This window comes from Paraburkholderia sp. EG304, from assembly GCF_046543485.1.
GTDB classification, from domain to species: domain Bacteria; phylum Pseudomonadota; class Gammaproteobacteria; order Burkholderiales; family Burkholderiaceae; genus Paraburkholderia; species Paraburkholderia youngii.
Map to the genome: position 1 here is coordinate 114,927 of NZ_JBKGUA010000012.1, position 26,448 is coordinate 141,374.

Consider the following 26,448-nt stretch of genomic DNA (forward strand, 5'->3'; position numbering starts at 1 on the left):
CGGATTGATGCGATGAAGTACTGCAAATTGTCCCGGGGGCACTCCCCATGCGCGTAGGCAAGCCCGTCAAGGCACTGCCGCAGCCGTCATGCGACTACTGCGGCAATCGTGCTTTGCTCGCGCGTTACGGCGACGAGTCCTACCCGTATCGCAGCGATCAAGGCCCGCTGTGGATCTGCACCGCCTGTCAGGCGTGGATCGGCGTGTATTCGCGCAGCAAGCACAACCTGCCGCTCGGCCGCCTCGCCGACGCGGCGTTGCGCGAGTCGAAGAGCAAGCTGCACGACGCGCTCGAACCGCTCGTCGCCGCGAAGGTGCGCCGCGATGGCGTGAACGCATTCGAAGCCCGCGCGAAAGCGATCCGGTGGGTCGCGACCGAGCTCGGCTTCGATCCGGTTCCGGCGAGCATTCACGCGTTCACGCCCGGGCAGTGCGAACAGGCGCTGCGTTATGTCGAGGCTTTCGTTGAAGCGCGGCGTGCGCGATAGCGCGACTTTCCGCAGGCCGCTACATCTCCAGCAAAACATCGCGCAGCGCATCCAACGACGCATCGCGCGGATTCCTCGGCCGTTGTAACGCAATCGGCAGTTCGCGCGCGATGCGGCTCGGGCTGCCAACGCCCGCCGGGGACAACAGCAGCACGCGATCGGACAGACTCAGCGCTTCGTCGAGATCGTGCGTGACGAGCAGCACCGTCGTGCCGCGCGCATGCTTCAACGCGAGCAGCAACTGCTGCAGCCGCGCGCGCGTGATCGCATCGACGGCGCTGAACGGTTCGTCGAGCAGCAGCAGTTCAGGTTCGTTGAACAGACCTCGCGCGAGCGCGACGCGCTGCGCCATGCCGCCGGACAGTTGCTTCGGCAGCGCGTCGCGCACGCCAGCGAGGCCCACCTCGGCGAGCAGCGCATCGACGCGCGGATCGTCTCCCGCGTGTGGCCCCGCGGCAAAGGCGATGTTGTCGGCCACGCTGAGCCATGGCAGCAGGCGCGGTTCCTGAAAGATCATGCCGACGCGCGGCACGGCGCGAGCAAAGGCACGCCGTCGATCAGCACGGTACCCGTGGTTGCGCGATCGAGTCCCGCCACCGCGCGCAGCAGTGTGCTTTTACCGCAGCCGCTAGGACCGACCAGACTGACGATCTCGCCGCGCGACAGCGCGAACGATACCTTGTCGAACACGTTGCGCTCGCCAAAGCGCCGCGTCAGTCCACGTACTTCGAGTAACGGAGCAAGTGCCCGATTCATCGCGCGGCCTCCGACGTCTGGTGCGCATCGCGCCACGACAGCGCGCGTAGCTCGATCGCTTTCAGCATGCCGTCGCTCAGTTTGCCGAGCAACGCGAGCAGCAGGATCGCGCCGAACACCAGATCCGGCCGGCCGGTTTCACGTCCATCGCTGAGCAGATAACCGAGCCCGCGCGTCGCCGCGATCAGTTCAGCGGCCACCATGAACATCCAGGCGAGGCTGAGCCCGGTGCGCAGCCCGGTGAAAATCTGCGGCATCGACGCGGGCAGCAGTATGCGCGTGAACAGCGCGCGCCGGCTCAGCCGGTTCAATTCGCCGAATTCGATCAGCTTGCGGTCGACGCCGTGAATGCCGGCCACCACGCTCAACTGCACGGGGAAAAACGCGCCGATCGCGATCAGCGTGATCTTCGGCGCTTCGTCGATGCCCATCCATAGCAGCAGGATCGGCACCCACGCAAGCGACGGAATTGCGCGCAAGGCCTGAAACATGGGGTCGAGCAACGCATCGACGCGCCGGCTCAGGCCCATTGCCGCGCCGATCAGCAGCGCGAGCACGGCGCCGATCGCAAAGCCGCCGTACACGCGGATCACGCTCGCGCCGATATGGCGCGCGAGCCGCGCCGCGCCGAGATCCCATAGCGTCTGCGCGATCGCGCTCGGCGCGGGGACCAGATGCATCGGCAGGATCGACGCGCGCACCAGCAGCTCGATGACAGCCAGGAACACGACCGGCAGCGCGAGACCGGCATAGCGCCACAGTCGTAATGGGTCGATCGCGCGCGGCGGTTGGGCGAGTTCGCTACACGACGGACAGGACGAATCCCTCCGTGCGAGCGTGAAGTTCTTCGCGGTGCTCATCGGCAGGCTCGGGTCTGGTGCGTGCGGTTCATTTCGTGCCGTTGCTCGCCGTCGCAATCACCGGCTGCGCGACTTTAGCGTCGACCAGTGCATCGATGATCGCGTTCAGATCGGTGCCGCTCTTCACGAGTTGCTCGTCGACCAGGATCGGCGCAGCGGCTTTGAGCGCGGCAATCTGCCGGGCGCCAGGCTGAGGCTGGCTGAAGTCGTTGCGGCTCAACTGCAGTTTCGCGACCGGCAGCGAAACCTTGGATTCCTCCGCGACGATCCTGGCGGTGTCGTCAGGGTGAGCGGCGATCCAGACGCGGGCCTTTTCATAGACCTTCAGCACACGCGCGAGCGCGTCCTGATGGTCGCGGATGAAGTCCTCGCGCGCATTCAGGAAGCCCCAGGTGTTGAAGTCGACGTTGCGATACAACAGCCGCGCGCCATCGTCGACCTGCGCGGCCGCCATGTGCGGATCGAGCCCGGCCCACGCGTCCACCTGGCCGTTGGCGAGCGCGGTGCGGCCATCGGGATGCTGCAGGTTGACGATCTCGACATCGTCGCGCGACAGCCCCGCCGTATGCAGCGCGCGCAACGTGAACAGGAACGGATCGGTGCCCTTGGTGGCCGCGATCTTCTTGCCCTTCAGATCGGCGAGGGTTTTGATCGGCGAGTCCTTGCGCACGACGAGGGCGGTCCACTCGGGCCGCGAATAGATGTACACCGCGCGAATCGGATTGCCGTTCGCCTTGCCGAGCACGGCGGCGAGGCCCGCGGTCGAGCCGATGTCGATCGCGCCGCTGTTCAGGTATTCGAGCGCGCGGTTGCTGCCGAGGCTGAGCACCCACTTCACTTGCGTGTGGTCGGCGGCGAACTCCTGTTCGAGCCAGCCGTTGCGCTTGATCACGAGGCTTTCCGGCGAATAGTACGCATAGTCGAGCTTCAGCTCGTCGAGCGGCGCGGCGTTAGCGGTGTGGGCTGCGCCGAAGATGCCGAGTGCAAGCGCGGCCGCGGCCGTTTTCAGCCAACCGCGTCTGCTGCGGTTGCGTTCGCCGCCGGGCTCGATTGCATTGCGCGCTGTCGTGAAGAATGAAAAGCCCCGGGTCGGTGTCATCGATTGTCCTTATGGTCGCGTGTGGTGGTCGTTCAATGTAACCAGGACGGTCGCGCGAGCGAACCAACAAATGCTCAGAATCAAAGCAGTTTTGGCGCTATGGCGGAGAGTCACGACGCAAAAGCAATGCTGCGTTCCAGTGATTAGCTATGCATGATTCGTTGGAACCGCGCCGGTCGAAAATGCCTATAGTCGGAGCCTTCTTCGTATCTCAAATCAACCCGAAGGCTTCCGATGAATCACTCTCTCCGTCAGTTGCGGCGTGCGCTGCGCGCCGCTGCCTTCGTCGCGGCGTCGGCCGGCATTGCCGCGTTTTCGCCGTTCGCTTCATCCGCGCACGCGCAAAGCCGCGAAGTCGTGATCGGCTATCAGGACATGGTCGTGCCGTGGCGTTACGCGCAAGCCACCGGCGCCGTCGAAAAAGCGACGGGCTACAAGGTCACGTATCGCAAGCTCGGCAGCGGCGCGGATGTGGTGCGCGCACTGGCGTCAGGCTCGATCCAGTTGGGCGAGGCGGGATCGAGCCCGATCGCGGCGGGCCTGTCGCAAGGCGTCGACCTGTCGCTGTTCTGGATTCTCGACAACATCAACGACGCGGAAGCGCTGGTCGCGCGCGACGGTTCGGGCGTCACGAAGATCACCGACCTGAAGGGCAAGACGATCGGCGTGCCGTATGTGTCGACGTCGCATTTTCATGCGCTGGTCGCGTTGCAGCAGGCGGGGGTCGATCCGTCGTCGGTGAAGATCCTGAACCTGCGTCCGCCTGAAGTCGCCGCCGCCTGGCAGCGCGGCAATATCGATGCGACCTACATCTGGGACCCGGTGCTCGCGAAGGTCAAGCAGAATGGCAAGGTGCTGATTACGTCGGGCGAAGTCGCGAAGGGAAGCGGCAAGGCAACCTTCGACGGCTTTGTCGCGTCGCGGCAGTTCGAGCGCGACAACGCGGCCTTCATGGCGGGTCTCGTCAAGGTGCTCGCCGATACGGACGCGCTGTATCGCGATCACAAGGCCGACTGGACCGCGGCTTCGCAGCAGGTGCAGGCGGTCGCGCAGGAGTCGGGCGCGGCACCGGCCGACGTGCCCGCGAGCCTCGCGCTGTACGCGTTCCCGAGCGCCGCGGAGCAGGCGTCGCCGACCTGGCTCGGCGGCGGCAAGCAGTCCGGTGCGGCGCAATCGCTCGCGGCCACGGCGGCGTTCCTGAAGACGCAGGGCACGATCCAGAACGTGTTGCCCGATTACTCGGCGGCCGTGAATCCGCGCTTCGCGCAGCAGGCCGCGCGATGAGCATGCTCGACATCCGCGGACTGCGCGTGAGCTACGCCGGTGCGAGCGAGCCCGCACTCGCGGGTGTCGATCTGCGCATCGAGCGCGGCGAGTTCGTGGTCGCGCTCGGGGCGTCGGGTTGCGGCAAGACCACGTTGCTCAACTGCATCGCCGGGTTCGTCGATCCGAGCGAGGGCGAGGTGCGGCTCAACGGCACGCCGATCGACGGACCCGGTGCCGAGCGCGGCGTCGTGTTCCAGAAGCATGCGCTGATGCCGTGGCTCGACGTGCTCGACAACGTCGCGCTCGGCTTGCGGTTTCGCGGCATCGCGCGTGCGCAGCGACACGAGATCGCGCGGCGCACGCTGGCGCTCGTCGGGCTCGAACGGCACGCGAACGCGAAGATCCATGCGCTGTCGGGCGGCATGCAGCAGCGCGTGGGTATTGCGCGCGCGTTGGCGAGCGATCCTGAGATATTGCTGATGGACGAGCCGATGGGCGCGCTCGATGCGCTGACGCGCGAGACGGTGCAGGAACTCGTGCTCGACGTGTGGGCGCGCACCCACAAGACGGTGTTCTTCATCACGCACAGCGTCGAGGAAGCGCTGTTTCTCGCGACGCGTCTGGTACTGATGACACCGGGGCCCGGACGCATCGCCGAAGTCCATGAACTGCCGTTCGCACGCGAATATCTGGCGACTCGCGATGCACGCGCGGTCAAGTCGTCGCCGGCTTTCATCGAGTGGCGCGAGCGTCTGACGCGGCGGCTGCACGATACATTGCGTGAGGCCGCCTGATGAGCATGATCGAATCGTCGCAACAACACGCGCCGGCACGTCCTGACACAGCGCGTCGCTCGACCCGGCTACGCGGCGCGGCGCACGGCCGCAGACCTTATCGCGGCATGCCGGGTGAAGGCCCGAGCGCGTGGCTCAGTGTGACCTGCGTCGCGGTAGTTGCGCTGCTGTGGTGGACCGCGACTCATCTGCACTGGCTACCACCGCTGTTCCTGCCCGCACCGGACGCGGTCTGGCATGCGTTCGTCGATGCATGGCACGGTCGCATCCAGGGCGGCTTGCCGTTGTCGGAGCATCTGCTGTGGAGCGCGATCCGCGTGTTCGGCGCGTTCGCGCTCGCGAGCATCACCGCGATACCGGTCGGCATTCTGATGGGCGTGAGCCGCGTTGCGCGCGGACTGCTCGATCCGCCGCTGGAGTTCTACCGGCCGCTGCCGCCGCTCGCGTATCTGCCGCTCGTCGTGATCTGGTTCGGCATCGACGAGACCGCAAAGATCGTCGTGATCTGGCTCGCATGTTTCGCGCCGATCGCGATGGCCGCGCGTGCCGGCGTGCGCAGCGCGAGCGTCGAGCAAATCAACGCGGCGTGGTCGCTCGGCGCGAATTTCCGCCAGGTGGTATTGCACGTGGTGCTGCCCGCCGCGCTGCCCGAAATCCTGACCGGGCTGCGCATCGCGATCGGCTTCGGCTGGACCACGCTGGTTGCGGCCGAAATGGTCGCCGCCACTGCCGGACTCGGCCAGATGGTGCTCAACGCGTCGAGCTTCCTGCGCACCGATGTGGTCGTGATGGGGATCGTGCTGATCGGTCTGATCGCGTGGCTGTTCGATCTCGGCATGCGCGCGCTCGAACGCAGGCTGGTGCCGTGGAAAGGCAAGCAGTAAGCACCTGCCGCATATCTGAATCGCCGCTTAGCTCGTGACGATTAGTTGGTTCGCCATTGCGATGCGCGTTGTTACAGTCAGTGCGTCGTTGTCGTGAGGCAGTCGTGAATCACGTCGTACATAAAACATCCAAAACAAAGGCCTAACCATGAAAATCAGATTCGTTGGCGCAGCAGTGATGGGGTTGCTGCTCGCGATTTCCGGCACAGCGCACGCCGATCGTCTCGACGACATCAAGAAGGCGGGCGTGCTGCGCGTCGCCACCTTCGACAGCAACGCCCCGTTCGGTTTCGTCGATCCGAAGACCAATCAGATCGTCGGACTCGACGTCGACTATGCGCGGGCGGTCGCAAACAAGCTCGGCGTGAAGCTCGAAATCCAGCCGACCAATCCGGCGAACCGCATCGCGTTCCTGAAGTCGGGCAAGGTCGACCTCGTGTTCGCGAACTTCACGATTACCGACGAGCGTAAGAAGGAAGTCGATTTCAGCACGCCGTACTTCGCGTCAGGTACGCAGTTCATCGCAAAGAAGGGCGTACTGACGTCGCCGCAGCAGGTGAACAGCCTGCGCGTGGGTGCGGACAAGGGCACGACGAACGAACAGCAGGTGCGCGCGCAATTCCCCAACGCGACGATCGTCGCCTACGACGACACGCCGTTCGCGTTCGCCGCGCTGCGCGCCGGCAACGTGCAGGCGATCACGCAGGACGGCCCGAAGCTCGTCGCGCTGCTCGCGAACGTGCCCGACAAGGCGAATTACGAGATCCCGCCGTTCACGATTTCGAACGACTATGAAGGCGTCGGCGTGCCGAAGGGCGAGACGCGTCTGTTGAACGTCGTCGACGATACGCTGAAGGGCCTCGAAGCGAACGGCAGCGCCGCGAAGATCTACGACCGCTGGTTCGGACCGGAGAGCCGCGCGCCGTTGCCGCGTCTGTTCAAGATCGGCGATCCGCAGAAGAGCTGATCCGACGGAAACTTTAGAGCCGGCCTGCCGTGTGAAAACGGCGGGCCGCTTTTCATTGCGCAACGAAAGCGCTCGAGTAGAAGGGCAGAATGAACGGTTGGCTGGAACCGAAGTACCTTGGGTGGATCGCGCATGGCTTTCTGATGACGCTCATGTTGTCGGCCTGCGCGGGCGCGGCGGCGACGTTCGCCGGTTTCGGGCTCGCGCTCGCGCGTAATGCGCGCAACGGTATGCTCGCGCGTGCGGCCGCGCTATACATACTGGCGTTTCGCAATTCGCCGTTGCTCGTGCAATTGCTGTTCTGGTATTTCGGTGCAGCGACGCTGTTGCCGCAGCCGTGGATGGAATGGTTCAATGCGTCGCACACGGTGTCGCTATTTGGCTGGACGATTGCGTGGCCGTCGTTCGAATTCGTCGCGGGCTGGGTCGGGCTTACCTGCTATACGACCGCGTTCGTCGGCGAGGAATTTCGCGCGGGTATGCGCGGCGTCAAGGATGCGCAGCATCAGGCCGCCGCGGCGCTGGGGCTCACGCCGCTCGCGGCGTTCCGTTACGTGATTCTCCCGCAGGCGATCCGCATCGCGACACCGCCTCTTGCCGGGCAATACATGAACCTCGTGAAGAACTCGTCGCTGGCGATGACGATCGGGCTCGCGGAACTGTCGTATGTATCGCGGCAGGTCGATACGGAAACCTTCAAGACGTTTCAGGCATTCGGCGCGGCGACGGTGCTCTATATCGCGATCATCGCGGTTATCGAAGTGGTGTTGCTGGTGTGGAAACGCGGCGGTGCGCGGCGCGGCAACGCGCGGCTTTTGCAGGGAGGGCATTGATGAGCGAGCTCGAATGGCTGCCGACACTGCGCTATCTGCTGCTCGGCACGTTCCCCGATGGGCCGCTCGGCGGCGCGGCGCTGACGGTCGTGATGTCGATCGTCTCGGCGTTGCTGTCCGCTCTGGTCGGTCTCGCCGGCGGCATCGCATTGTCGATGACGCGCGGCGCCGCGCATCTGGCGCTCACGGCCATTGTCGGCTTCTTTCGCGCGATCCCGGTGCTGATGCTGATCTTCTGGACCTTCTTCCTGATGCCGATACTGCTGCACATCGACGTGCCCGGCCTCGCCACCGTGGTTTGCGCACTCGCGCTGATCGGTGGCGCGTATCTGTCGCATTCGGTGCAGGCAGGCATCGCGGCGGTCGGCGCGGGACAGGCGCAAGCGGCGGCGTCACTCGGAATGACGCGCTGGCAGGCGCTGCGATACGTGCAATTGCCGCAGGCGATACGGATCATGATGCCGTCGTTCGTCAATCAGTGGGTCACGCTGATCAAGGATACGTCGCTCGCTTATATCGTCGGCGTGCCCGAATTTACGTTTCTCGCCAATCAGGTCAATAATCGGCTGATGGTGTATCCGGTGCAGATCTTTGTGTTTGTCGGCATCGTTTATCTGCTGCTGTGTTCGACGCTGCAGTACGGTGCGACGTGGTTGCTGAAGCGCCGCTTTCGTTCGGGTCATGCGGCGAACGGCGAAACGAAGATCAAATGGCAGTTTCCGTTTGGCGTCTAGCCGCAACGGCTAGAAGGCCGTTACTTGCGCGAGCGAAGCAATGAGTTCAACCCTTACGCCGAGCAACCCGATTCGCAGTGAAATCGATCTGGACGCTCAGGGCAAGCATGCGGGCTATCTGCGGCTGCCGCATTCCGTGCATCGGTCCGCGTATGGCTGGCTGCCGATTCCGATCGCTTCGATACGCAACGGCGCGGGCCCGGTCGTGCTGATCATGGCGGGCAATCACGGCGACGAGTACGAAGGACAGATCCTTGTGTCGACGCTGATCCGCGAAATCGACGCGGCTGAGGTTGCCGGTCAACTGATCCTGTTGCCGCAAGCGAATGCGCCGGCGGCCGAGGCGGGCCTTCGCACGTCGCCGCTCGACGACGGCAATCTCAACCGCACGTTTCCGGGCGATCCGCAAGGTTCTCCGACGCAGGTGATCGCGCATTACATCGAGCATGTGTTGCTCGCGCGCGCGGACTATCTGATCGATCTTCATTCCGGCGGCAGCTCGCTGCTTTATCGTGGCAACAACATGCTCGCGATCGATCCGCGCGACGACGCGGAGAATGAGCGGCTGCAACACGCATTACGCGCTTTCGGGTTGCCGAACGCGTTTTTGCATGCGGAAAACCCGGTGCATGCGGCGACGGCTGCGCGCCGGCAAGGGGCGCTGTCGATCACCGCTGAGCTCGGCGGCGGCGGAGCCGTCGATGCGGCGTTACTCCGCGAAGCCCGCCACGGCCTGCTGCACTTTCTCGGCGCGATCGGTGCATTGAGCGGTCCACTCGTGCCTGAGGTGCCGCCTGCCGACACGCGTTTCCTGCGCGTCGCGGGCGCGCGTCACTACGTGTACGCGTACGACAACGGTCTTTTTGAGCCGCTGGTTGAACTCGGCGAGCGGGTGGTCGCAGGGCAGCCCGCGGCGCGCATTCATTTCCCGGACGCGCCGCTCAGAGAGCCGGTGACCTGTCGTTTCGCGAGCGATGGCGAAGTCGTATGCAAGCGGGTGCCTGCGCCTGTCAGGCGAGGGGATTGCCTATTTCATCTCGCGGAGGAATGGGTCCGCTGAAGCGGGCGGGGCGCATTCGGATCGCTTGACGCTGTCTGGACCGACGTCCGCGAGACGCCGGGCCCCGACGGATGCTGCGCAGTCTGCGCCGGGAACGTAACGGCACCGGCGACTGTAGTCGTTCGGCGGAACTGGCAGTCGGTGCCTCCAAACGCCATCGCTCGGGGATGAGCGCGCTATTCGGCGGGCGGGGAGTGCCAGCAGGCAGTTGCGGCGCCAGATCCTCCCAGCGCGGCACGCACCTGGCGGTCGTGCGATAGCCAGTTGCACTCGCAAAGGCCGCTTCGCGTCGCCGGGCGGGCATGCGCGCGAAGATGCCAGCATTCTGCTGCTAATTGGAACAATGCCTTCGAATACTAGGGGTTAACCCTCGGGCGGAAGGCTCCTAGACTTTCGGTGTTGGTGCAGACACGTTGTCGCACCGCTAACGAAAGTCGATGGAGAATCATGAAGTCCCTCATCCAAGCCGTTGCAGTTGCCGTTGCAGTCGTAGTGCCGGTTGCCTCGTTCGCCCAGTCGAATGGCCCGATTACCCGCGCCCAGGTGCGCGCGGAACTTGTTCAGCTTCAGAAGGCGGGTTATCGCGGCGGTGATGGGGATCAAGCGCACTATCCCGACGCGATCCAGGCCGCGGAAGCGAAGGTCGCCGCGCAGCAAGTTGCAACAAACGGTGGTTACGGCGGTGCCGCAAGTGGTTCGTCGGACCAAGGTCGGCCGGCAGTGTCGAAGGCTGACTGGGACGCGATGTACAACCATCCGTAACTTGGCGGTGCTGAGCGCTCGAGCGCGTGTGCACGGTTTCGGATTTCGCAGGGCCCCTCCGCGCTCTGCGTCGTCGCGGCATCGACGACGACCAGGGGGCGTCGTCGAGGTCGGGTTTAACGTCTGTATCCCACGTTCATTGGCGCTCACGCACGTTAAAGAGACGGCTGCAACGGGTGTTGCATTTACTGCCTCGTGCGATACCACCGCCATAGCTTCATGATCGCCGCATACGCCAGCGCCGCCACGATCAGTTCGATCGTCACCCAGACCACGAAATAGAAGTCCGTGAGGTCCCGCACGCCGAGACAACCGGAAGCCGCCCAATATGCGTTCGACTCGCTTTCTGCCCACACATTGTTTGGCGGGACACAGCGAACCGACAGCAGAAACAACGAAATGAACAGCCCGATCTTGAACAGCCCTCGGAACCGCTTGCAATGCGTGCCTTTCTACTGGCTCAAAGCGCCATCAATGGTCCTCACAACAAAACTGGATGGAATCCCCGTGATCCTTGCCGTCACACCAGTTTGATCGATGTCGGGTCCGCGGTCAGATAACCGACCGCCGAGCCGAAGCGGTTCCGGTAGTTCGCGCGTACGAGCGGATCGAGCATGGCCTGCACTTTCGAATGCAGGGAAGTCCAGTCGCCCGCATGTTGGAAATTGCTCATGATGTAGGTCCAGCCAGTGATTTCATCGACGGCATGCAATCCTGTCGACTCCGCACCGGCCGGACACGACAGCACGCGCGACAGCGCCTTCGTGTCGACGTTATATGCCCACAGGAAATTGTTGACATGCATGCCGCTGTCCTCACCGATGAACAAAGTACGCAGCTTTTCCGAGAACTTCAGGTTGTCCGGATTCGCGATCTTCTCCGGATTCGCGGTATTACCGAGGCTGTCCGCACTCGCCAGATCTTCGCCAACCAGTTCAGCCGGCGCGCTCATATCGATGGGAACCCATTCGCTGTCGATCGCGGCGCCATCGAGATCGCGCTGCCCGCCCTTCATATTCAGCGCGTAGACGGCGCCCGATGAAATGCCCTTGTCGAGCGCGATATCGGTCGAATGGTCATTGCCCCGCACCATCGACGCCGTGATCTGCGACATCGCCGAATACAGGATCTTGTCTTTCGCGTTGACCGTCGTCCCTTCGAGTTTCGTAAAGCCCATGCTCGCGCCGCGCAGTGCGGCGTAGCGGTGCGTCTCCAGAAATGCGGCGGCTTTCTCCATGCCAGGCTTCAGGCGGACCCAGTTGAATTTGCCGCCGAAGTGAATCCGGGTGAACGTCGGATCGGCAGGCGGGTTCTTCTCGTCGGTGACGATGTCCATGATGTCCGTGATCGTCAGCGTATCGGCGAGCGCCTCGATTTCATCGCTGGTCGCGTGACCGATTCTGAGCCACGTCAGCGTAGCAGCGCCGGCACCCGCCGACGAGCGTTGCGCCCACTTCGCGACATACAGCGTGCCCGCCGACAGGTCGGCTTCTTTGTCCGCGATGAACATGAACAGGCCGCCGTTGGTCGCGTCATCGCCCATCAGCACGGTGCGCTTGTCGGGCATCACCTGAATCAGTTCATGCGAAATGCGGCCGAGGCAGTAATGCTTCTTGACCGTACCCGTGCCGTCAGGATGCACGGTCACTTCCGGCAGATGGCCATAGTGATACGGCCGCGCCGCCGATTTGCTGCCGTACAGGTTAAGGCTGTACGCCTGGAACTGCGTGTTCGTCGCGATGGTCGCGGCATCCGGTTCGTACTCTTCGCTCGACAAATGCGTATTCCACGGCGACAGGCTCGCGCCGCACGTGATCCACAATCCATGCGCGCCCGACGTATCGACGTTCGAATAGCTGACCAGCGTGAGCTTGCCGGTCGTCGGGTCCTGATCGAGCGTCAGCACGGCAATCGGCGACGGCAGCTTGCCGTACATGTCGCCCGCGGCTGTTTCCGTCTGGTCGCGCGTCGCGTATTCGAACTGCACCACAGCGAACACCGCGTTCCCCTTGACGCCCTTCACCACCGGCTTGTCGAGCCGGATCAGCGAGGTGCCGTCCGGGCAGTCGGAGAAAATTTGGCGCTCCTTGCCCGGTACCGATGTGTCCATGATCGGCTGGTTGTTGATGTCGAAATAACCGCCCGCCACGATCACGCCGCCCGTCGTGTTCGCTACCGTGTCGCCCGTCACGAAGAACGGCTGATACGCGAGTTTGTAGGTACGGCTGCTGCCGTCGCTGTACTGCGTGGTCAGCGTCGATCCGACCGTGGTCGCTGCCATCGCAGCAGGATTCGCGAGTGTAGGCGCTGCCATCCCGGCGAACGACGCTGCCGTGAAGGTCGCTTCCCTGGCGGCGGGCGTGTTTCTCCCCGCTAGGTCGTTACTCCCGCCGCAGCCCGTGAGAAGCGTCGTCGCGGCACACGCGCCGAGGGGCAGCATCGGCGCGCCTGCGATGATCCTGAGAGCCCTGCGGCGTGAGTAGTCGAATGATTGCACCATGTTCTCCTGGTTCCTTGTTGTGGGGTGTACCGGGGACTCAGGATCGGGATGACCATGGCGCGCCGGATTGACGCGTTACTTTATGGAATTAATATGAAACGTATTTGACAGCAGTTTGTAATGTTTTCGGCAAAGTGCTGTCACGGTGTGTCGACCGGAGATCGCGCCGCGTGCCGACGTAGGTCGCCGGAATTGCTGGCGCGTACGTTTGCACGCATCTCGACGTGACATGGGCGTTGCGCTACGCAATTGCAGCGCGTTTGTCGCGATCGCAGCCAATCGCGAGACCAGATAAAGATAGAGAAATTGCTTGGTTAGCGGCCACGCGGCTGCACGCTATCGTATGAGCTCCTGACTATCCGACGACCTCGCGTCGATCGTTCATGAGCACTCTCGTCGTTGATACCACGCCACTCGATCCCCGTGCGCAACCGCTGCTCGACGCGCTGCTGCACGAATACGCGACCCGCTACGAAGATTATCGAAAGGACGGCGGCGCGGCCGCCGCGCAGGAGATGGCGCGCTATCCGGCCGACCTGTTCGCACCGCCGCACGGCGCATTCATTCTGCTGATTCGCGACGGCGAGACGATCGGCGGCGGCGCGTTCAAGCGCTACGACGCGCGTACCGCGGAACTCAAACGCATCTGGACGCGCGACGATCTGCGCCGCCAGGGACTCGCGCGACAGGTCGTGCAGGAACTGGAAGCGCGCGCGCTCGCGCAGGGCTACTCGCGCATCTATCTGACTACCGGTTTCAAGCAGCCGGAAGCATGGGCGCTTTACGAACGCACCGGCTATACGAAGTTGTTCGATACCGCGTTACCTCCCGAAGTGCACGTGCATCTTCGCTTCGGCAAGAACCTGCTCGCGCCGCAACGCATCGACACGCTCGACGACCTGCGCGCGAAAGACGCCGATCTGGCAGTCCGCTAAACGCTGCACTCCTATCTCCTCACACTTCGACGGATATCACATGAAGACAGGTCTACAGTTGTCGTCGCTCGTATTGGCGGCCATGTTCTATGTCAGCGGCAACGCGTTTGCCGCGACCGGTTTCGATCTCAGTCCCGACCAGCACGGCCGCGTTCGCGCCGAACAGGATGCAGCCGCGACGAAGGCGGTGCCGGCGAACTTCCCGTTCGTCGCGAAAGACGAACTGACCGTCGGCATCGTCGTCGCGCATCCGCCGATCAGCACCTATGCCACCGATGCGAAGACCGTGGTCGGCTTCGATCCCGATCTCGCGCAACTCGTCGCGGACAGCCTCGGCCGCAAGCTCAATGTCGTGATCCTCGCGTGGCCGGACTGGCCGCTCGCGCTCGCTTCCGGCAAGGTCGACGCGGTGATCTCGAACGTGACGGTGACCGAGGAGCGCAAGGCGAAGTTCGACTTCTCGACCTACCGGCGCGACGAGGTCGGCTTCTTCGTGAAGACCGACAGCCCGATCAAATCGATTCGCGAACCCAAGGATGTCGCGGGACTGCGCGTGATTACCGATGCCGGCACGAACCAGGAAAAGATCCTGCTCGAATGGGACAAGCAGAACGTCGCGCATGGATTGAAGCCGATCCAGGTGCAGTACTACGACGACGATGCGGTCAAGTCGGTGGCGCTGCAATCGGGGCGTGCGGACGCGATCTTCAGCGTCAACGCGGCGCTGCTGTACGACTCGGCCACCCATGGCAAGACGCGTCAGGTGGGCACCGTCAGCGGTGGTTGGCCGCGTACCGCCGAAGTCGCGGTGACGACGCGCCGCGGCAGCGGTCTCGCCGCGCCGGTAACGATCGCGCTGAACGATCTGATCGGCAAAGGCCAGTATCGCGCGGTGCTCGAGCGCTGGAACCTCGGCTCCGAAGCGATCGACAAGGCCGCGACCAATCCGCCGGGATTGCCGAAATCCTGAGTGCGTCAGCGCTTTTTATCTTGCTTCGTCGATCTGCCATCCCATGACCTTTTCGCTATCGCTGCTGGATAAGAGTCCGATCGCCGCGGGTGCGAGCGCGGCCGAAGCGTTGCGCTTCACGGTGTCGCTCGCGAAGCGCGCCGAAGCGCTCGGCTTCAAGCGCTTCTGGATCGCCGAGCATCACGGCGCGCCCAACCTCGCGAGTTCGGCGCCGGAGATCGTCGTCTCGCATGTGCTCGCGCATACGTCGCGGATTCGCGTCGGCTCGGGCGGTGTGATGTTGCAGCACTACAGCCCGTTCAAGGTCGCGGAGACCTTCAGGCTGCTTGCGGCGCTCGCGCCCGGGCGCGTCGATCTCGGCATCGGTAAGGCGCCCGGCGGACTGCCGCAGACCACCCGCGCGCTGCAATGGCTGCACGACAGGAAGAACAAGCCCGGCTTCAACACGCAGCTCGCGCAACTCGATGCGTTTCTCGGCGCGGGCGTCGAACCGGACCATCCGCTCGCGGGCGCGCTCGCGTTTCCGGCTCCGCCGACGCTGCCTGAGCGCATTCTGCTTGGTGGCAGCCCGGATAGCGCGGCGCTCGCGGCCCGGCAGGGCTGGCAGTTCTGCTACGCCGGACACTTCAACGGCGATGAGGCGAACATCGAGCGCACCGTGCAGACGTACCGCGATGCGAGCGGCCGTGCGCCGCTGCTCGCGCTGTACGCGGTCGCCGCGCCGACGCGCGACGAAGCCGAGCGGCTCACCGGGCCGGTGCGCATCTACAGGCTGCAACTGGCCAGCGGCCAAAGCCTGAATCTGGCGACGGCCGAAGCCGCTGAAGAATACGCACGCCAGGCGGGCGCGAACGGCTACACGATCGAAGAGCGCCATCCGCACGTCGTCAAGGGCACGGCCGACGATGTACGGGACCAGCTCGACGCATTGAGCCGCCGCTACGGCATCGACGAATTCGTCATCGATTCGCCGTTGCAACATTACCCTGCGCGCCTGCGCTCGGTCGAACTGCTCGGCAGCACGATCGAGCCGGCCTACGCGTGATCTCTCCAACGAACACTCAACGATTGGCGGACTATCCGATGAGCCATCGCAAACTCAATTTCGGCATCATGCTGCAGGGCGCCGGCAGCCATATGAATTCGTGGAAGCATCCGGCCGGGCCCGCCGATGCGAGCGTGAACCTGAAGTTCTTCGTCGATACGGTGCGCAAGGCCGAGGCACACGGCATCGCGTTCGCGTTCGTCGCCGATGGTCTGTACATCAACGAGAAATCGATTCCGCACTTTCTGAACCGCTTCGAACCGATCTCGATCCTGTCGGCGCTCGCGACGGTCACATCGAAGATCGGGCTCGCGGGCACCGTATCGACGTCGTACAGCGATCCGTTCACGGTCGCGCGCCAGTTCGCTTCGCTCGATCTGATCAGCGCCGGGCGCGCGGGCTGGAACGTCGTCACGACGCCGCTCGAAGGCACGGCGAAGAACTACGGCGGCTCGCATCCCGAGCATGCGCTGCGCTACGAGATTGCCGACGAATACCTGAGCGTCGCACAAGGCCTGTGGGATAGCTGGGACGACGACGCGTTCGTGCGCGACCGCGAGCGCGGGGTATTTTTCGAGCGCGACAAACTGCACACGCTCGATCACGAGGGCAAGTTCTTCCAGGTGGCCGGGCCGCTCAATATTCAGCGCTCGGCGCAGGGTCAGCCGGTGATTTTCCAGGCGGGTTCATCGGATGCGGGCATCGCGCTCGCCGGCAAATACGCGGACGCGGTGTTCACGCATTCGGTGTCGATCGAAGAAACGCGCGCGTTCGCGCAGCGCGTGAAAGACAGCGCGGTCGAACATGGCAGAAGCCGCGACGACGTGAAGATTTTCCCCGGCATCAGCCCGATCGTCGGCGCGACACCCGAGGAAGCGGAAGCGAAATACCGCGCGATTCGCGAGCTATTGACGATCGACGAAGCGCTCGCGTATCTCGGCCGCTATTTCGATCACCACGACTTCACGCAGTATCCGCTCGACGAACCGTTCCCCGAGCTAGGGGAGATCGGGCGCAACAGTTTCCGTTCGACCACCGACCGCATCAAGGCGGAAGCGCGCAGGAAGGGCTCGACGTTGCGCGAGGTCGCGCTCGAAGTCGCGACGCCGCGCACGCATTTTCTCGGCACACCCGCGCAGATCGCGGACGAGTTGATCCGCTGGCTCGACGCCGGCGCGGCCGACGGTTTCATCCTCGGTTTCGCGGTGCAGGCGCAGGGTCTCGACGATTTCGTGCGCTACGTGGTCCCCGAACTCGAACGACGCGGGCGCTATGAGCGCACGTTGACGGGCTCGACGCTGCGCGATCATCTCGGCTTGCCGCGCAAGGCGAGCCGCTACGAGGCGTTAGCAAGGTTGGCAGACCCGGCCGACACGGCCAACGCGGCTGCCCTGGCCTGAGACCGCGGAGCAGACGACGATGAACGACACCGCTGAACTCGCGAATCCGCAACTCGCCGCCTCGCACGCCGAGACGTTGCGTGAGCGCGCCGACTATCGCATCGTGCCCGCGAAGAACCGCGCGCGGCTCGCCGGCACCGTGGCGGCCGTGGCGCTGATCGGCATCGTGCTCGAATCGGTCTTGGGCAATCCGCGCTGGGGCTGGAATGTTTTCGCTGAATGGTTTCTGTCCGAGCCGGTATTGTCCGGCCTCGGCCGCACGCTACTGTTGACCGCGCTCGGCGCGGCGTTCGGCTTCGCGCTCGGCGTTCCGATCGCGCTCGCGCGCGTCTCGCGTTCGCCGCTGCTCGCGGGCTGCGCGTGGGCGTTCGTGTGGCTGTTCCGCTCGATCCCGCTGATCGTGCTGCTGTTGATCCTGAACAATCTCGGCTATCTGTACGAGACCGTTCACCTCGGCGTGCCGTTCACGAGCCTCGTCGTTTTCGATGTGCCGACCACCGAGCTGATCAGCCCGTTTCTCGCCGCGGTGCTCGGCCTGACGCTCAATCACGCGGCGTTTTCGGCGGAAGTGATTCGCGGCGGCATTCAGTCGGTCGACCACGGTCAGCTCGAAGCGGCCGCCGCGCTCGGCTTGCCGCGCGAGCGCCAGGCCCGGCGCATCGTGCTGCCGCAGGCGATGCGCGCGATCGTGCCCACCGCGTTCAACGATCTGATCGCGCTCGCTAAGGGCTCGTCGATGGTCTATGTGCTCGCGATGCCGGAGTTGTTCTACACGGTGCAGATCATCTATCGACGCAATCTGGAAGTGATTCCGCTGCTGATGGTCGCGACGGTCTGGTATCTGATCATTCTGACCGTGTTGTCGGCGATACAGGTTTATGTGGAGCGGCATTTCTCACGCGGCGTAAAACGTAGCGCGGTGCGGTCCGCTTTCCCTTTCGGCGGGCTGCTGAAAAGCGCGGGCATTCTGCGTGGCGGCGACGATGCGCACGTCGAGCCGCCTGGGGAAGCAAAAGACAATGCACGTGTAGGCGCTTCCCTGGATCAACGCTGGGCCGATCAACGCGACGGCGCGCGCATCACGATCCAGCAGGTATCGAAGAGCTTTGGCACGCTGAAGGTGCTCGACAACGTGTCGTTGACGTTGCGTCCCGGCAGCGTCACCGTGATTCTCGGTCAATCGGGCTCCGGCAAATCGACGCTGCTGCGCACGATCAATCATCTGGAGCGCGTGGACCGTGGCCTGATCGATATCGACGGCGAGCTGATCGGCTATCGACGCGACGGCGATACGCTGTACGAGCTGAAAGAGACAGAGATCCTGCGACGCCGCGTCGAGGTCGGCATGGTGTTTCAGAGCTTCAATCTGTTCCCGCATCTGACCGTGCTGGAAAACATCATCGAGGCGCCGGTCGCGTTGGGACGTCTGTCGCGCGCGGAAGCAGAGAGTCTTGCGCTCAGTCTGCTCGCGCGTGTCGGTCTCGAAGCGAAGGCGCATGCGTGGCCGCGTCAGTTGTCGGGCGGGCAGCAGCAGCGAGTGGCGATTGCGCGCGCGCTGGCGCTGAAACCGAAGGTGCTGCTGTTCGACGAGCCGACCTCGGCGCTCGACCCCGAACTCGTCAACGAAGTGCTCGACGTGATCAAGGCGCTCGCGCGTTCCGGCACGACGATGGTGATCGTCACGCACGAGATCGGCTTTGCGCGCGAAGTGGCGGACACGATCGTGTTCATGGATCGCGGACGCGTGATCGAGTCGGGGCCGCCCGCGCAAGTATTGAACGAACCGCGCCATGCGCGCACGCGCGAGTTTCTGTCGCGCGTCCTGTGAATGCAGACTGATCCCTATCAATGACCAATCGACGTCAATTCATTCTCACCGGTACGGCGCTCGGCGCGCTGCTCGTGCGCAATGCGCTCGACCTGGCACACGCGGCGCAGGCGCCGCACGGCACCGTGGACCTGAGCCCTGAGCAGCCGGGACGCATTCGCGTGCCGAAGAATCCGGCAGCGATCGCGGCTATCGGCAATCACTACCGCTTTGCGAACGACGGCAACTTCACGGTCGCGATTTCGCCGCACCTGCCGCCGACCGCGACCTATGCGACCGATGCGCGTACCGTCGTCGGTTCCGATGCCGACTACGCGCAACTGATCGCCGATTCGCTCGGATTGAAGCTGAACCTCGTGCCGATCGCATGGGCCGACTGGCCGCTCGGCCTCACCTCGGGCAAGTACGACGCGGTGATCTCGAACGTCGGCGTGACCGAGCAGCGCAAGGAGAAGTTCGATTTCACGACCTATCGGCAAGGACTGCACGGCTTCTACGTGAAAACCGCGAGTCCGATCAGGAAGATCGCGCAGCCGCAGGATATTGCGGGTCTCCGGCTGATTACGACCTCGGGCACGAACCAGGAAAAGATCATCCTCGAATGGAACCGGCAGAACGTCGCGAAGGGTTTGAAGCCGGTCGAGTTCCAGTACTTCGACGATGACGCCGCGAGCCGCATCGCGTTGCTATCGGGCCGCGCCGACGTCGTATTCAACCCGAACGCGCCGCTTGCCTACGATGCGGCCACGACCGGCGCGATCCGCGAGGTGGGTACCCTGAACGCCGGCTGGCCGGCGCGCGCGGACGTGGCGATCGCCACGCGCAAGGGCAGCGGCTTGATGGATGCGCTGACGGTCGCGACGAACGGACTGATCGCGAATGGCGCCTATCAGCGCTCGCTCGCGCACTGGGGCATCGAGTCGGAAGCGTTGGCGCGCTCCGAAAGCAATCCGCCGGGTCTGCCGAAGTTCTGAGGCGTCGAAAGTCATTGCAGCATCGGGTTTATCACTCCAGCAGATAACCGTATCGGATTTGCTTCGTTGGCATCGCGCGCGCGGGCCGGTACATTCGTCGCACTGACCGCGCCGTTAGGCGCCCGCTGAATAGTTTCGACGAAGAGACGCCTGTGACGACCACCGCCGCTGCTTTTACCGCTCCCGCTGCCCCGGCGCAATCCTTCGAGATTCGCCCGTTCGATGCGCCGCTCGGCGCCGAAGTGCTCGGCCTCGATCTCGGCCAGCCGCTCGCCGACGACGATTTCGCGCGCATCCACCGTGCGCATCTGGCCCACCACGTTCTCGTGTTTCGCGACCAGCGCATCACGCCGGACCAGCAGATCGCGTTCAGCCGCCGCTTTGGCCCGCTGCAGATTCACGTGCTGCATCAGTTTGGCCTGGCAGGCTATCCCGAGGTGCTGGTCGTATCGAACGTGATCGAGAACGGCAAGCCGATCGGTCTCGGCGACGCCGGCCACTACTGGCACTCGGACCTGTCGTACAAGGAAAAGCCGAGCCTCGGCTCGTTGCTGCACGCGCAGGAGTTGCCGGCCGAAGGCGGCGATACGCTGTTCGCGAACATGCATCTGGCGTGGGATACCTTGCCCGCGCATCTGCGCAGCGCAGTGCAAGGGCGCAGCGCGGAGCACACCTACCTGGCCAAATACGCGGAGCTGCAGAAGCGCAGCCCGTGGCGGCCGAATCTGTCGGCCGAGCAGATCGCGCAGGTGAAGCCGGTCGTGCATCCGATCGTGCGCACGCATCCGGAGACGGGGCGCAAGGCGCTGTTCGTCAGCGAGCACTTCACGACGCGCGTGATCGGTGTGCCGGAAGACGAGAGCCGCGCGTTGCTCGACGAGCTGTTCGCGCACAGCGTGCGGCCCGAGCATCTGTACCGGCATCGATGGGCCGAGCACGACATGGTGTTCTGGGACAACCGCTCGTTGATGCATCTCGCCGCCGGCACGCCCGACCATCTGCGCCGCAAGCTGTATCGCACGACGATCGAGGGCGACGTGCCCCGCTGAGCGACGCTTTCCATCACAACGACACCCATCACACCGCACGCCGACTGGAGTTTCAATGCTGAGCCGATTTCACCCGACCGCCGCACGGCCGTCGTTTGTCCGCCGTTTGACGGCTGTACTGCTGAGTCTGTCGATGGGCGCCGTCGTCAGCGCTCCCGCGCATGCCGAGGGCGAGATTCGCGTGGCCGAGCAGTTCGGCATCGTGTATCTGCTGCTGAACGTGGCGCGCGATCAGCATTTCATCGAGAGCGAAGGGCGCAAGCACGGTCTCGACATCAAGGTCGATTGGGTCAAGCTGTCGGGCGGCGCGGCGGTCAACGACGCGTTGCTGTCGGGCGCGGTCGATATCGCCGGCGCGGGCGTCGGCCCGCTGCTGACGATATGGGATCGCACGCACGGCAAGCAGAACGTGAAGGGCGTCGCGTCGCTCGGCAATCTGCCGTACTACCTGGTCAGCAATAATCCCGACGTGAAGACGATCGCGGACTTCACGCAGAAGGACCGCATCGCGCTGCCGGCGGTCACCGTGTCGGTGCAATCCCGCGTGCTGCAATACGCTGCGGCGAAGCGCTGGGGCGACAAGGAATACAACCGGCTCGACAAGTACACGCAGGCGTTGCCGCATCCGGACGCGGCCGCGGCGATCATCGCGGGCGGCACAGAAATCACCGGGCATTTCGGCAATCCGCCGTTCCAGGAGCAGGAACTGGCCGGCAATCCGAAGGCGCATATCGTGCTCAATTCGTACGATGTACTCGGCGGCCCGAGCTCGGCGACGGTCCTCTATGCCACCGAAAAATTCCGCCATGACAACCCGAAGACCTATCGCGCGTTCGTCGATGCGCTCGCCGATGCGGCGAAGTACATCAATGCGAATCCGCAGGGCGCGGCCGATATCTATATCCGCACCAATCAGTCGAAGATCGATCGCGACCTGCTCGTGAAAGTCATCACGAACCCGCAGGTGCAGTTCAAGATCGTGCCGCAGAACACGTTCGGGCTCGCGCAGTTCATGTATCGCATCGGCGCGATCAGGAACGAACCGTCGTCGTGGAAGGACTATTTCTTCGACGATCCGGCGACGGCGGCGGGGAGCTGAGCATGACGTTGCGCGTTGTCGTGGCGCTGCGCGGTACGCGGCAATATTCGCCGGTTGATCCGGTTCACTCGCAGGGAGCGCTTTGATGGTGGCCAATCCCACGCTTCTCTTTCCCGATGACGCCGCACGGAACGCCGCGGCAACCAGCGGCAAACTGCTCGCGGTCGAGAACGTGAACCTCGAGTACCGCACGCGCGAGCGGATCGTGCGCGCGACGCACGACGTCAGCTTCGACGTCTACGGCGGCGACCGCTTCGTGCTGCTCGGGCCGTCCGGTTGCGGCAAGTCGACACTGCTGAAGGCGGTAGCCGGTTTCATCGAGCCGAGCGCGGGCAGCATCTCGCTCGACGGTCAGCGCGTGCGCGGACCGGGCGCCGATCGCATCGTCGTGTTTCAGGAGTTCGACCAGTTGCCGCCGTGGAAGACGGTCGTGCAGAACGTCGCGTTTCCGCTGCGCGTCGCGAAGAAGCTGTCGAAGGCCGAAGCTCATGAACGCGCGCTGCATTACCTCGATAAGGTCGGGCTCGCCGCGTTCGCGCACGCATATCCGCACACGTTGTCGGGCGGCATGAAACAGCGCGTCGCGATCGCGCGTGCGCTCGCGATGCAGCCGCGGGTGCTGCTGATGGACGAACCGTTCGCCGCGCTCGACGCGCTGACGCGCCGCAAGATGCAGGAAGAACTGCTGCGGCTATGGGAAGAGGTGAACTTCACGCTGCTGTTCGTCACGCATTCGATCGAAGAGGCGCTGGTGGTCGGCAACCGGATTCTGCTGCTGTCGCCGCATCCGGGCCGCGTGCGCGCGGAACTGAACAGCCATCAGTATTCGCAGGACAGCTTCGGCCGCGCCGATTTTCAGCGCAGCGTCGCGCGGATTCATCACCTGCTGTTCGAACAGACGGAGACCGTGCAATGAGTACGCCTGTCACGTTGCTGCCGCCCGTGCGCGACGAATACGAACGTCCGCTCGAAGCACCCGGCGACCTCGCGATCGAAGCGCCGTTGCCCGCGGCCAGGCGGATCTTCGCGCACGGCTGGCTGCGTAAGACGCTGATCGCGCTCGTACTGATCGCCGCGTGGGAAATCGCCGCGCGCGTGATCAACAACGATCTGCTGCTGCCGACCTTCGGCGCTACCTTGACCGCATTCGTGCAAGGCGTGTGGTCCGGCGAACTGCTCGCGAAGACGGCGGTATCGATGTCCGTGCTGCTGCGCGGCTATCTGCTCGGCGCCGCGTTTGCGTTCGTGCTGACATCGCTCGCGGTATCGACGCGCGTGGGCCGCGATCTGCTGTCGATGCTGACCGCGATGTTCAACCCGCTGCCGTCCATCGCGTTGCTGCCGCTCGCGTTGCTGTGGTTCGGGCTCGGCACCGGCAGCCTGCTGTTCGTGCTCGTGCATGCGGTGCTGTGGCCGCTCGCGCTCAATACCTATTCGGGCTTTCAGTCGGTGCCCGCGACGCTGAAGATGACGGGGCGCAATTACGGTCTGACGGGCCTGCGTCACGTGCTGTTGATCCTCGTGCCGGCGGCGCTGCCGTCGATCCTGGCCGGCCTGCGCGTGGGCTGGGCATTTGCATGGCGCACGCTGATCGCCGCGGAGCTCGTGTTCGGCGCGAGTTCGGGCAGCGGCGGGCTGGGCTGGTACATCTTCCAGAACCGCAACGAGCTGTATACGGATCGCGTGTTCGCGGGGCTCGCGGCCGTGATCGTGATCGGCCTGCTGGTCGAGCATCTCGTGTTCGATACGCTCGAACGCGTGACCGTGCGGCGCTGGGGCGTGCAGCAGTAACGCGTTGCGTCTACTGGAATTCGCGCTTCGCGGCGGCGGCGCGAGCGCTTGGGTGCGGTGCGCGTGGCCGTCGGATCGCATCCTACGTTCGGGTGCAAATATCCGGTTGCGTCCGTCGCTGTCGTGAACTACAAATGTAAGGCTACGCGCTGGCTCGATTTTTGGCGGGCCGGGCTTCCGTTCAGAACCGTTCAGAACGACAGGGAGAGTGCCGTCATGGGAATGCGCCCCGATCTTACCTTTCATGCATCGCCGAAACTCGCGATGGATGCGCCGGCGGAAGAATACGCGTACACGGTGCTGCTAAGTCCGGATTCCTCGCAGCCCGACGCGCTCGCCGTGATCGACGTGAAGCCCGGTTCGCCGACCTATAGCCAGGTGGTCCACACGGTGCCGGTGCCGAACAAGGGCGACGAATTCCATCACTTCGGCTGGAACGCGTGTTCGTCCGCGCTGTCGCCATTGACGGGCCACGCGTTTCTCGAGCGACGCTATCTGATCATTCCGGGTATGCGCTCGTCGCGCATCTATATCGTCGATACGAAACCGCATCCGACCCAGGCGAAGATTCACAAGATCATCGAGCCAGAGGAAATCTTCCGCAAGACCGGTTATTCGCGTCCGCACACCGTGCATTGCGGACCGGAGGGCATCTATGTGAGCACGCTCGGCGGTGGCGGCAAGGACGGCACCGACGGGCCGCCCGGAATCTTCATCATGGATTGCCAAACGTTCGAGGTGCTGGGACGCTGGGAAATCGAGCGCGGCGCACAAGAGAAGCATTACGACTTCTGGTGGAATCTGCCGCGCGATTACATGGTCTCGACCGAATGGGCGTTGCCGCCGCAATTCGAAAACGGCATCGTGCCTGAAGACCTGCTTTCGAACAAATACGGCCACCGCGTGCACTTCTGGGATCTGCGTGCAAGGCGCAACGTGCAGACGCTCGATCTCGGCGCGAACCATCAGATGGCGCTGGAAGTGCGGCCCGCGCACGATCCGAGCCGCGAGTACGGATTTATCGGCGTCGTGGTCGATACCACGAATCTGGAGGGGTCGATCTGGACCTGGTGGCGCGAAGGCGGCCACTTCCACATCGAAAAGACCGCGACCATTCCGCCGGAGCCCGCGCACGCCGACGAATTGCCGCCGTTGCTGCAAGGTTTCGGCGCGGTGCCGCCGCTCGTCACCGACATCGATCTTTCGATCGACGATAAATTCCTCTACGTCTCGTGCTGGGGCACCGGCGAGATGCGCCAGTACGACGTGACCGAACCGCGCAAGCCGAAATTGACGGGCTCCGTGCGCATCGGCGGAATCGAACGTTGCACGCCGCATCCGAACGGCAAGACATTCGCCGGTGGCCCGCAGATGGTCGAGATCAGTCGCGATGGCAAGCGCGTCTACTGGACCAACTCGCTCTATTCGACGTGGGACGACCAGTTCTATCCGGATGGTGTGCCCGGCGTGCAAGTGATGGCGCATGCCGATCCGAATGGCGGTCTCAAACTCGCCGAAGATTACTTCGTCGAATTTCCCGCCGGCTATCGCGCGCACCAGATCCGACTCGAAGGCGGCGACTGCTCGACCGATTCTTTCTGCTATCCGTCGGTGGGCGTTTGAGCGGCGCGGTGTCGCCGCAAGCGGCACTGTGGCTCGCCGTCGTCGCGAGCGGCGTGTATCACGGGGTCAATCCGGCAATGGGGTGGCCGCTCGCGGTGTCGAACGCGCTGATGCAGCGGCGCTCGCAAGCGCTGGTCGTCGCGCTTCTCTATCTCGCGGCCGGGCACGCGCTCGCGATACTGCTGATGATGCTGCCATTCGCGATGCTTGCGAGCTTGCTTGCGTGGCAGCGTCAGATGCAGATCGGCGCGAGCGTGCTGGTGATCGGCTTCGGTCTGGTGTTGCTGATGCGCCGCCGCCATCCGCGCGTGCTGGCGCGAATTCCGCCGTCGCGGCTCGCGCTATGGTCGTTCGCGGTGGCGATCGCGCACGGGGCCGGCTTGATGCTGGTGCCGATCTATCTCGGTCTGTGCCGCGCCGACGCCATGGACAGCGCGCACAAAGCCGCCCAGGCGCTGATCGAAACGAGTTTGCGCATGGCGCTGTCGGTCTCCGCGGTGCATGCAGTGACCATGACGATGGCCGGCGGTGTGCTCGCGTGGCTCGTTTATCGCTACCTCGGGCTCAGGTTCGTGTCGCGCAGCTGGTTCAATCTCGATGCGGTGTGGGCGTCGAGTCTGATTCTGGTAGGGGGTGTGTCGCTGGCGTTGAATGCGTCGGCAACGGGGGTTTCCGGGTGATTTCGACGAACGCGGGCACAGCGTATGCTGCGCAGTTTCGGTGCAGGAACG

The 26,448-nt window shown here is 64.1% G+C and carries 24 protein-coding genes and 1 pseudogene; 21 read left to right on the forward strand and 4 right to left on the reverse strand.

The annotated features are described in order from the left end of the window. Positions 1–47: 47 nt before the first annotated feature. Positions 48–488: a zinc-finger-containing protein gene (locus ACLFKU_RS16885; protein WP_410849810.1), complete on the forward strand. Its 441-nt coding sequence runs from the start codon at positions 48–50 to the stop codon at positions 486–488. Between the two features lie 19 nt (positions 489–507). On the opposite strand, the pseudogene ACLFKU_RS16890 reads toward ACLFKU_RS16885, so the two are convergent. From ACLFKU_RS16890 to ACLFKU_RS16900, 3 genes and pseudogenes are all read right to left on the reverse strand, one after another. Next, a pseudogene (locus ACLFKU_RS16890) lies at positions 508–1,244 on the reverse strand (ABC transporter ATP-binding protein). After that, a complete protein-coding gene (locus ACLFKU_RS16895) occupies positions 1,241–2,104 on the reverse strand; it encodes an ABC transporter permease (RefSeq protein ID WP_368586148.1) in 864 nt (287 codons plus the stop codon). Before ACLFKU_RS16895 ends, ACLFKU_RS16890 begins: the two are co-directional and overlap by 4 nt. Positions 2,105–2,132: 28 nt before the next feature. Continuing rightward, the gene (locus tag ACLFKU_RS16900; protein WP_410849811.1) at positions 2,133–3,203 is read right to left on the reverse strand and encodes an aliphatic sulfonate ABC transporter substrate-binding protein; all 1,071 of its coding nucleotides are present in this window, start codon (positions 3,201–3,203) and stop codon (positions 2,133–2,135) included. Positions 3,204–3,437: 234 nt separating this feature from the next. Between ACLFKU_RS16900 and tauA the strand changes: the two genes are divergently transcribed. The 8 genes from tauA (at position 3,438) to ACLFKU_RS16940 (ending at position 10,503) form a co-directional block, all read left to right on the forward strand. Beyond that, positions 3,438–4,487, forward strand: coding sequence for a taurine ABC transporter substrate-binding protein (gene tauA / locus ACLFKU_RS16905; protein ID WP_368586150.1), 1,050 nt, complete (start codon positions 3,438–3,440; stop codon positions 4,485–4,487). Beyond that, positions 4,484–5,263 carry a taurine ABC transporter ATP-binding protein gene (locus ACLFKU_RS16910; protein ID WP_410849812.1) on the forward strand — a complete coding sequence of 260 codons (780 nt, stop codon included), beginning with the start codon at positions 4,484–4,486 and terminating at the stop codon, positions 5,261–5,263. The genes tauA and ACLFKU_RS16910 overlap by 4 nt, the downstream gene beginning before the upstream one ends. Then, positions 5,263–6,147, forward strand: coding sequence for an ABC transporter permease subunit (locus tag ACLFKU_RS16915; protein WP_410849813.1), 885 nt, complete (start codon positions 5,263–5,265; stop codon positions 6,145–6,147). Before ACLFKU_RS16910 ends, ACLFKU_RS16915 begins: the two co-directional genes overlap by 1 nt. A 148-nt stretch (positions 6,148–6,295) precedes the next feature. Next, positions 6,296–7,114, forward strand: a complete 819-nt coding sequence (locus ACLFKU_RS16920; RefSeq protein ID WP_410849814.1) for an ABC transporter substrate-binding protein — start codon at positions 6,296–6,298, stop codon at positions 7,112–7,114. 89 nt (positions 7,115–7,203) lie between these two features. After that, positions 7,204–7,947, forward strand: coding sequence for an amino acid ABC transporter permease (locus ACLFKU_RS16925; RefSeq protein WP_410849815.1), 744 nt, complete (start codon positions 7,204–7,206; stop codon positions 7,945–7,947). Continuing rightward, positions 7,947–8,681, forward strand: a complete 735-nt coding sequence (locus tag ACLFKU_RS16930) for an amino acid ABC transporter permease (RefSeq protein WP_368586155.1) — start codon at positions 7,947–7,949, stop codon at positions 8,679–8,681. Before ACLFKU_RS16925 ends, ACLFKU_RS16930 begins: the two co-directional genes overlap by 1 nt. 40 nt (positions 8,682–8,721) lie before the next feature. Beyond that, the gene (locus tag ACLFKU_RS16935; protein ID WP_410849816.1) at positions 8,722–9,741 is read left to right on the forward strand and encodes a succinylglutamate desuccinylase/aspartoacylase family protein; all 1,020 of its coding nucleotides are present in this window, start codon (positions 8,722–8,724) and stop codon (positions 9,739–9,741) included. 447 nt (positions 9,742–10,188) lie between these two features. Continuing rightward, a complete protein-coding gene (locus tag ACLFKU_RS16940; protein ID WP_410849817.1) occupies positions 10,189–10,503 on the forward strand; it encodes a DUF4148 domain-containing protein in 315 nt (104 codons plus the stop codon). Between the two features lie 520 nt (positions 10,504–11,023). On the opposite strand, the gene ACLFKU_RS16945 is transcribed toward ACLFKU_RS16940, so the two are convergent. Then, on the reverse strand, positions 11,024–13,003 hold the full coding sequence (locus tag ACLFKU_RS16945) for a PhoX family protein (protein ID WP_410849818.1): 1,980 nt from the start codon (positions 13,001–13,003) through the stop codon (positions 11,024–11,026). Positions 13,004–13,386: 383 nt separating this feature from the next. Here ACLFKU_RS16945 and ACLFKU_RS16950 point away from each other — a divergent pair, with 383 nt between their 5' ends. From ACLFKU_RS16950 to ACLFKU_RS17005, 12 genes are all read left to right on the forward strand, one after another. After that, positions 13,387–13,938: a GNAT family N-acetyltransferase gene (locus ACLFKU_RS16950; protein ID WP_368586159.1), complete on the forward strand. Its 552-nt coding sequence runs from the start codon at positions 13,387–13,389 to the stop codon at positions 13,936–13,938. 40 nt (positions 13,939–13,978) lie between these two features. Next, positions 13,979–14,908 carry an ABC transporter substrate-binding protein gene (locus ACLFKU_RS16955; RefSeq protein WP_410849819.1) on the forward strand — a complete coding sequence of 310 codons (930 nt, stop codon included), beginning with the start codon at positions 13,979–13,981 and terminating at the stop codon, positions 14,906–14,908. 43 nt (positions 14,909–14,951) lie between these two features. Further along, a complete protein-coding gene (locus ACLFKU_RS16960; RefSeq protein ID WP_410849820.1) occupies positions 14,952–15,953 on the forward strand; it encodes an LLM class flavin-dependent oxidoreductase in 1,002 nt (333 codons plus the stop codon). Between the two features lie 38 nt (positions 15,954–15,991). Next, positions 15,992–17,353 (forward strand): LLM class flavin-dependent oxidoreductase, encoded by a 1,362-nt coding sequence (locus tag ACLFKU_RS16965; RefSeq protein WP_368586161.1) that lies wholly within the window; start codon positions 15,992–15,994, stop codon positions 17,351–17,353. A gap of 19 nt (positions 17,354–17,372) precedes the next feature. Then, entirely contained in the window at positions 17,373–19,181 is a 1,809-nt protein-coding gene (locus tag ACLFKU_RS16970) for an amino acid ABC transporter permease/ATP-binding protein (protein WP_410849821.1), read from the forward strand. Between the two features lie 20 nt (positions 19,182–19,201). Then, positions 19,202–20,155 carry an ABC transporter substrate-binding protein gene (locus ACLFKU_RS16975; RefSeq protein ID WP_368586163.1) on the forward strand — a complete coding sequence of 318 codons (954 nt, stop codon included), beginning with the start codon at positions 19,202–19,204 and terminating at the stop codon, positions 20,153–20,155. Between the two features lie 152 nt (positions 20,156–20,307). Continuing rightward, positions 20,308–21,204, forward strand: a complete 897-nt coding sequence (locus ACLFKU_RS16980) for a TauD/TfdA dioxygenase family protein (RefSeq protein WP_410849822.1) — start codon at positions 20,308–20,310, stop codon at positions 21,202–21,204. A gap of 55 nt (positions 21,205–21,259) precedes the next feature. Next, positions 21,260–22,303 (forward strand): ABC transporter substrate-binding protein, encoded by a 1,044-nt coding sequence (locus tag ACLFKU_RS16985; RefSeq protein WP_410849823.1) that lies wholly within the window; start codon positions 21,260–21,262, stop codon positions 22,301–22,303. Between the two features lie 85 nt (positions 22,304–22,388). Further along, positions 22,389–23,219 (forward strand): ABC transporter ATP-binding protein, encoded by an 831-nt coding sequence (locus ACLFKU_RS16990; protein WP_368586166.1) that lies wholly within the window; start codon positions 22,389–22,391, stop codon positions 23,217–23,219. After that, on the forward strand, positions 23,216–24,094 hold the full coding sequence (locus tag ACLFKU_RS16995) for an ABC transporter permease (protein ID WP_410849824.1): 879 nt from the start codon (positions 23,216–23,218) through the stop codon (positions 24,092–24,094). The genes ACLFKU_RS16990 and ACLFKU_RS16995 overlap by 4 nt, the downstream gene beginning before the upstream one ends. 216 nt (positions 24,095–24,310) lie before the next feature. Beyond that, complete coding sequence (locus ACLFKU_RS17000) at positions 24,311–25,717, forward strand: selenium-binding protein SBP56-related protein (RefSeq protein WP_410849825.1); 1,407 nt, start codon at positions 24,311–24,313, stop codon at positions 25,715–25,717. Beyond that, positions 25,714–26,397 (forward strand): hypothetical protein, encoded by a 684-nt coding sequence (locus ACLFKU_RS17005; protein ID WP_410849826.1) that lies wholly within the window; start codon positions 25,714–25,716, stop codon positions 26,395–26,397. Before ACLFKU_RS17000 ends, ACLFKU_RS17005 begins: the two co-directional genes overlap by 4 nt. Positions 26,398–26,448: the final 51 nt, after the last annotated feature.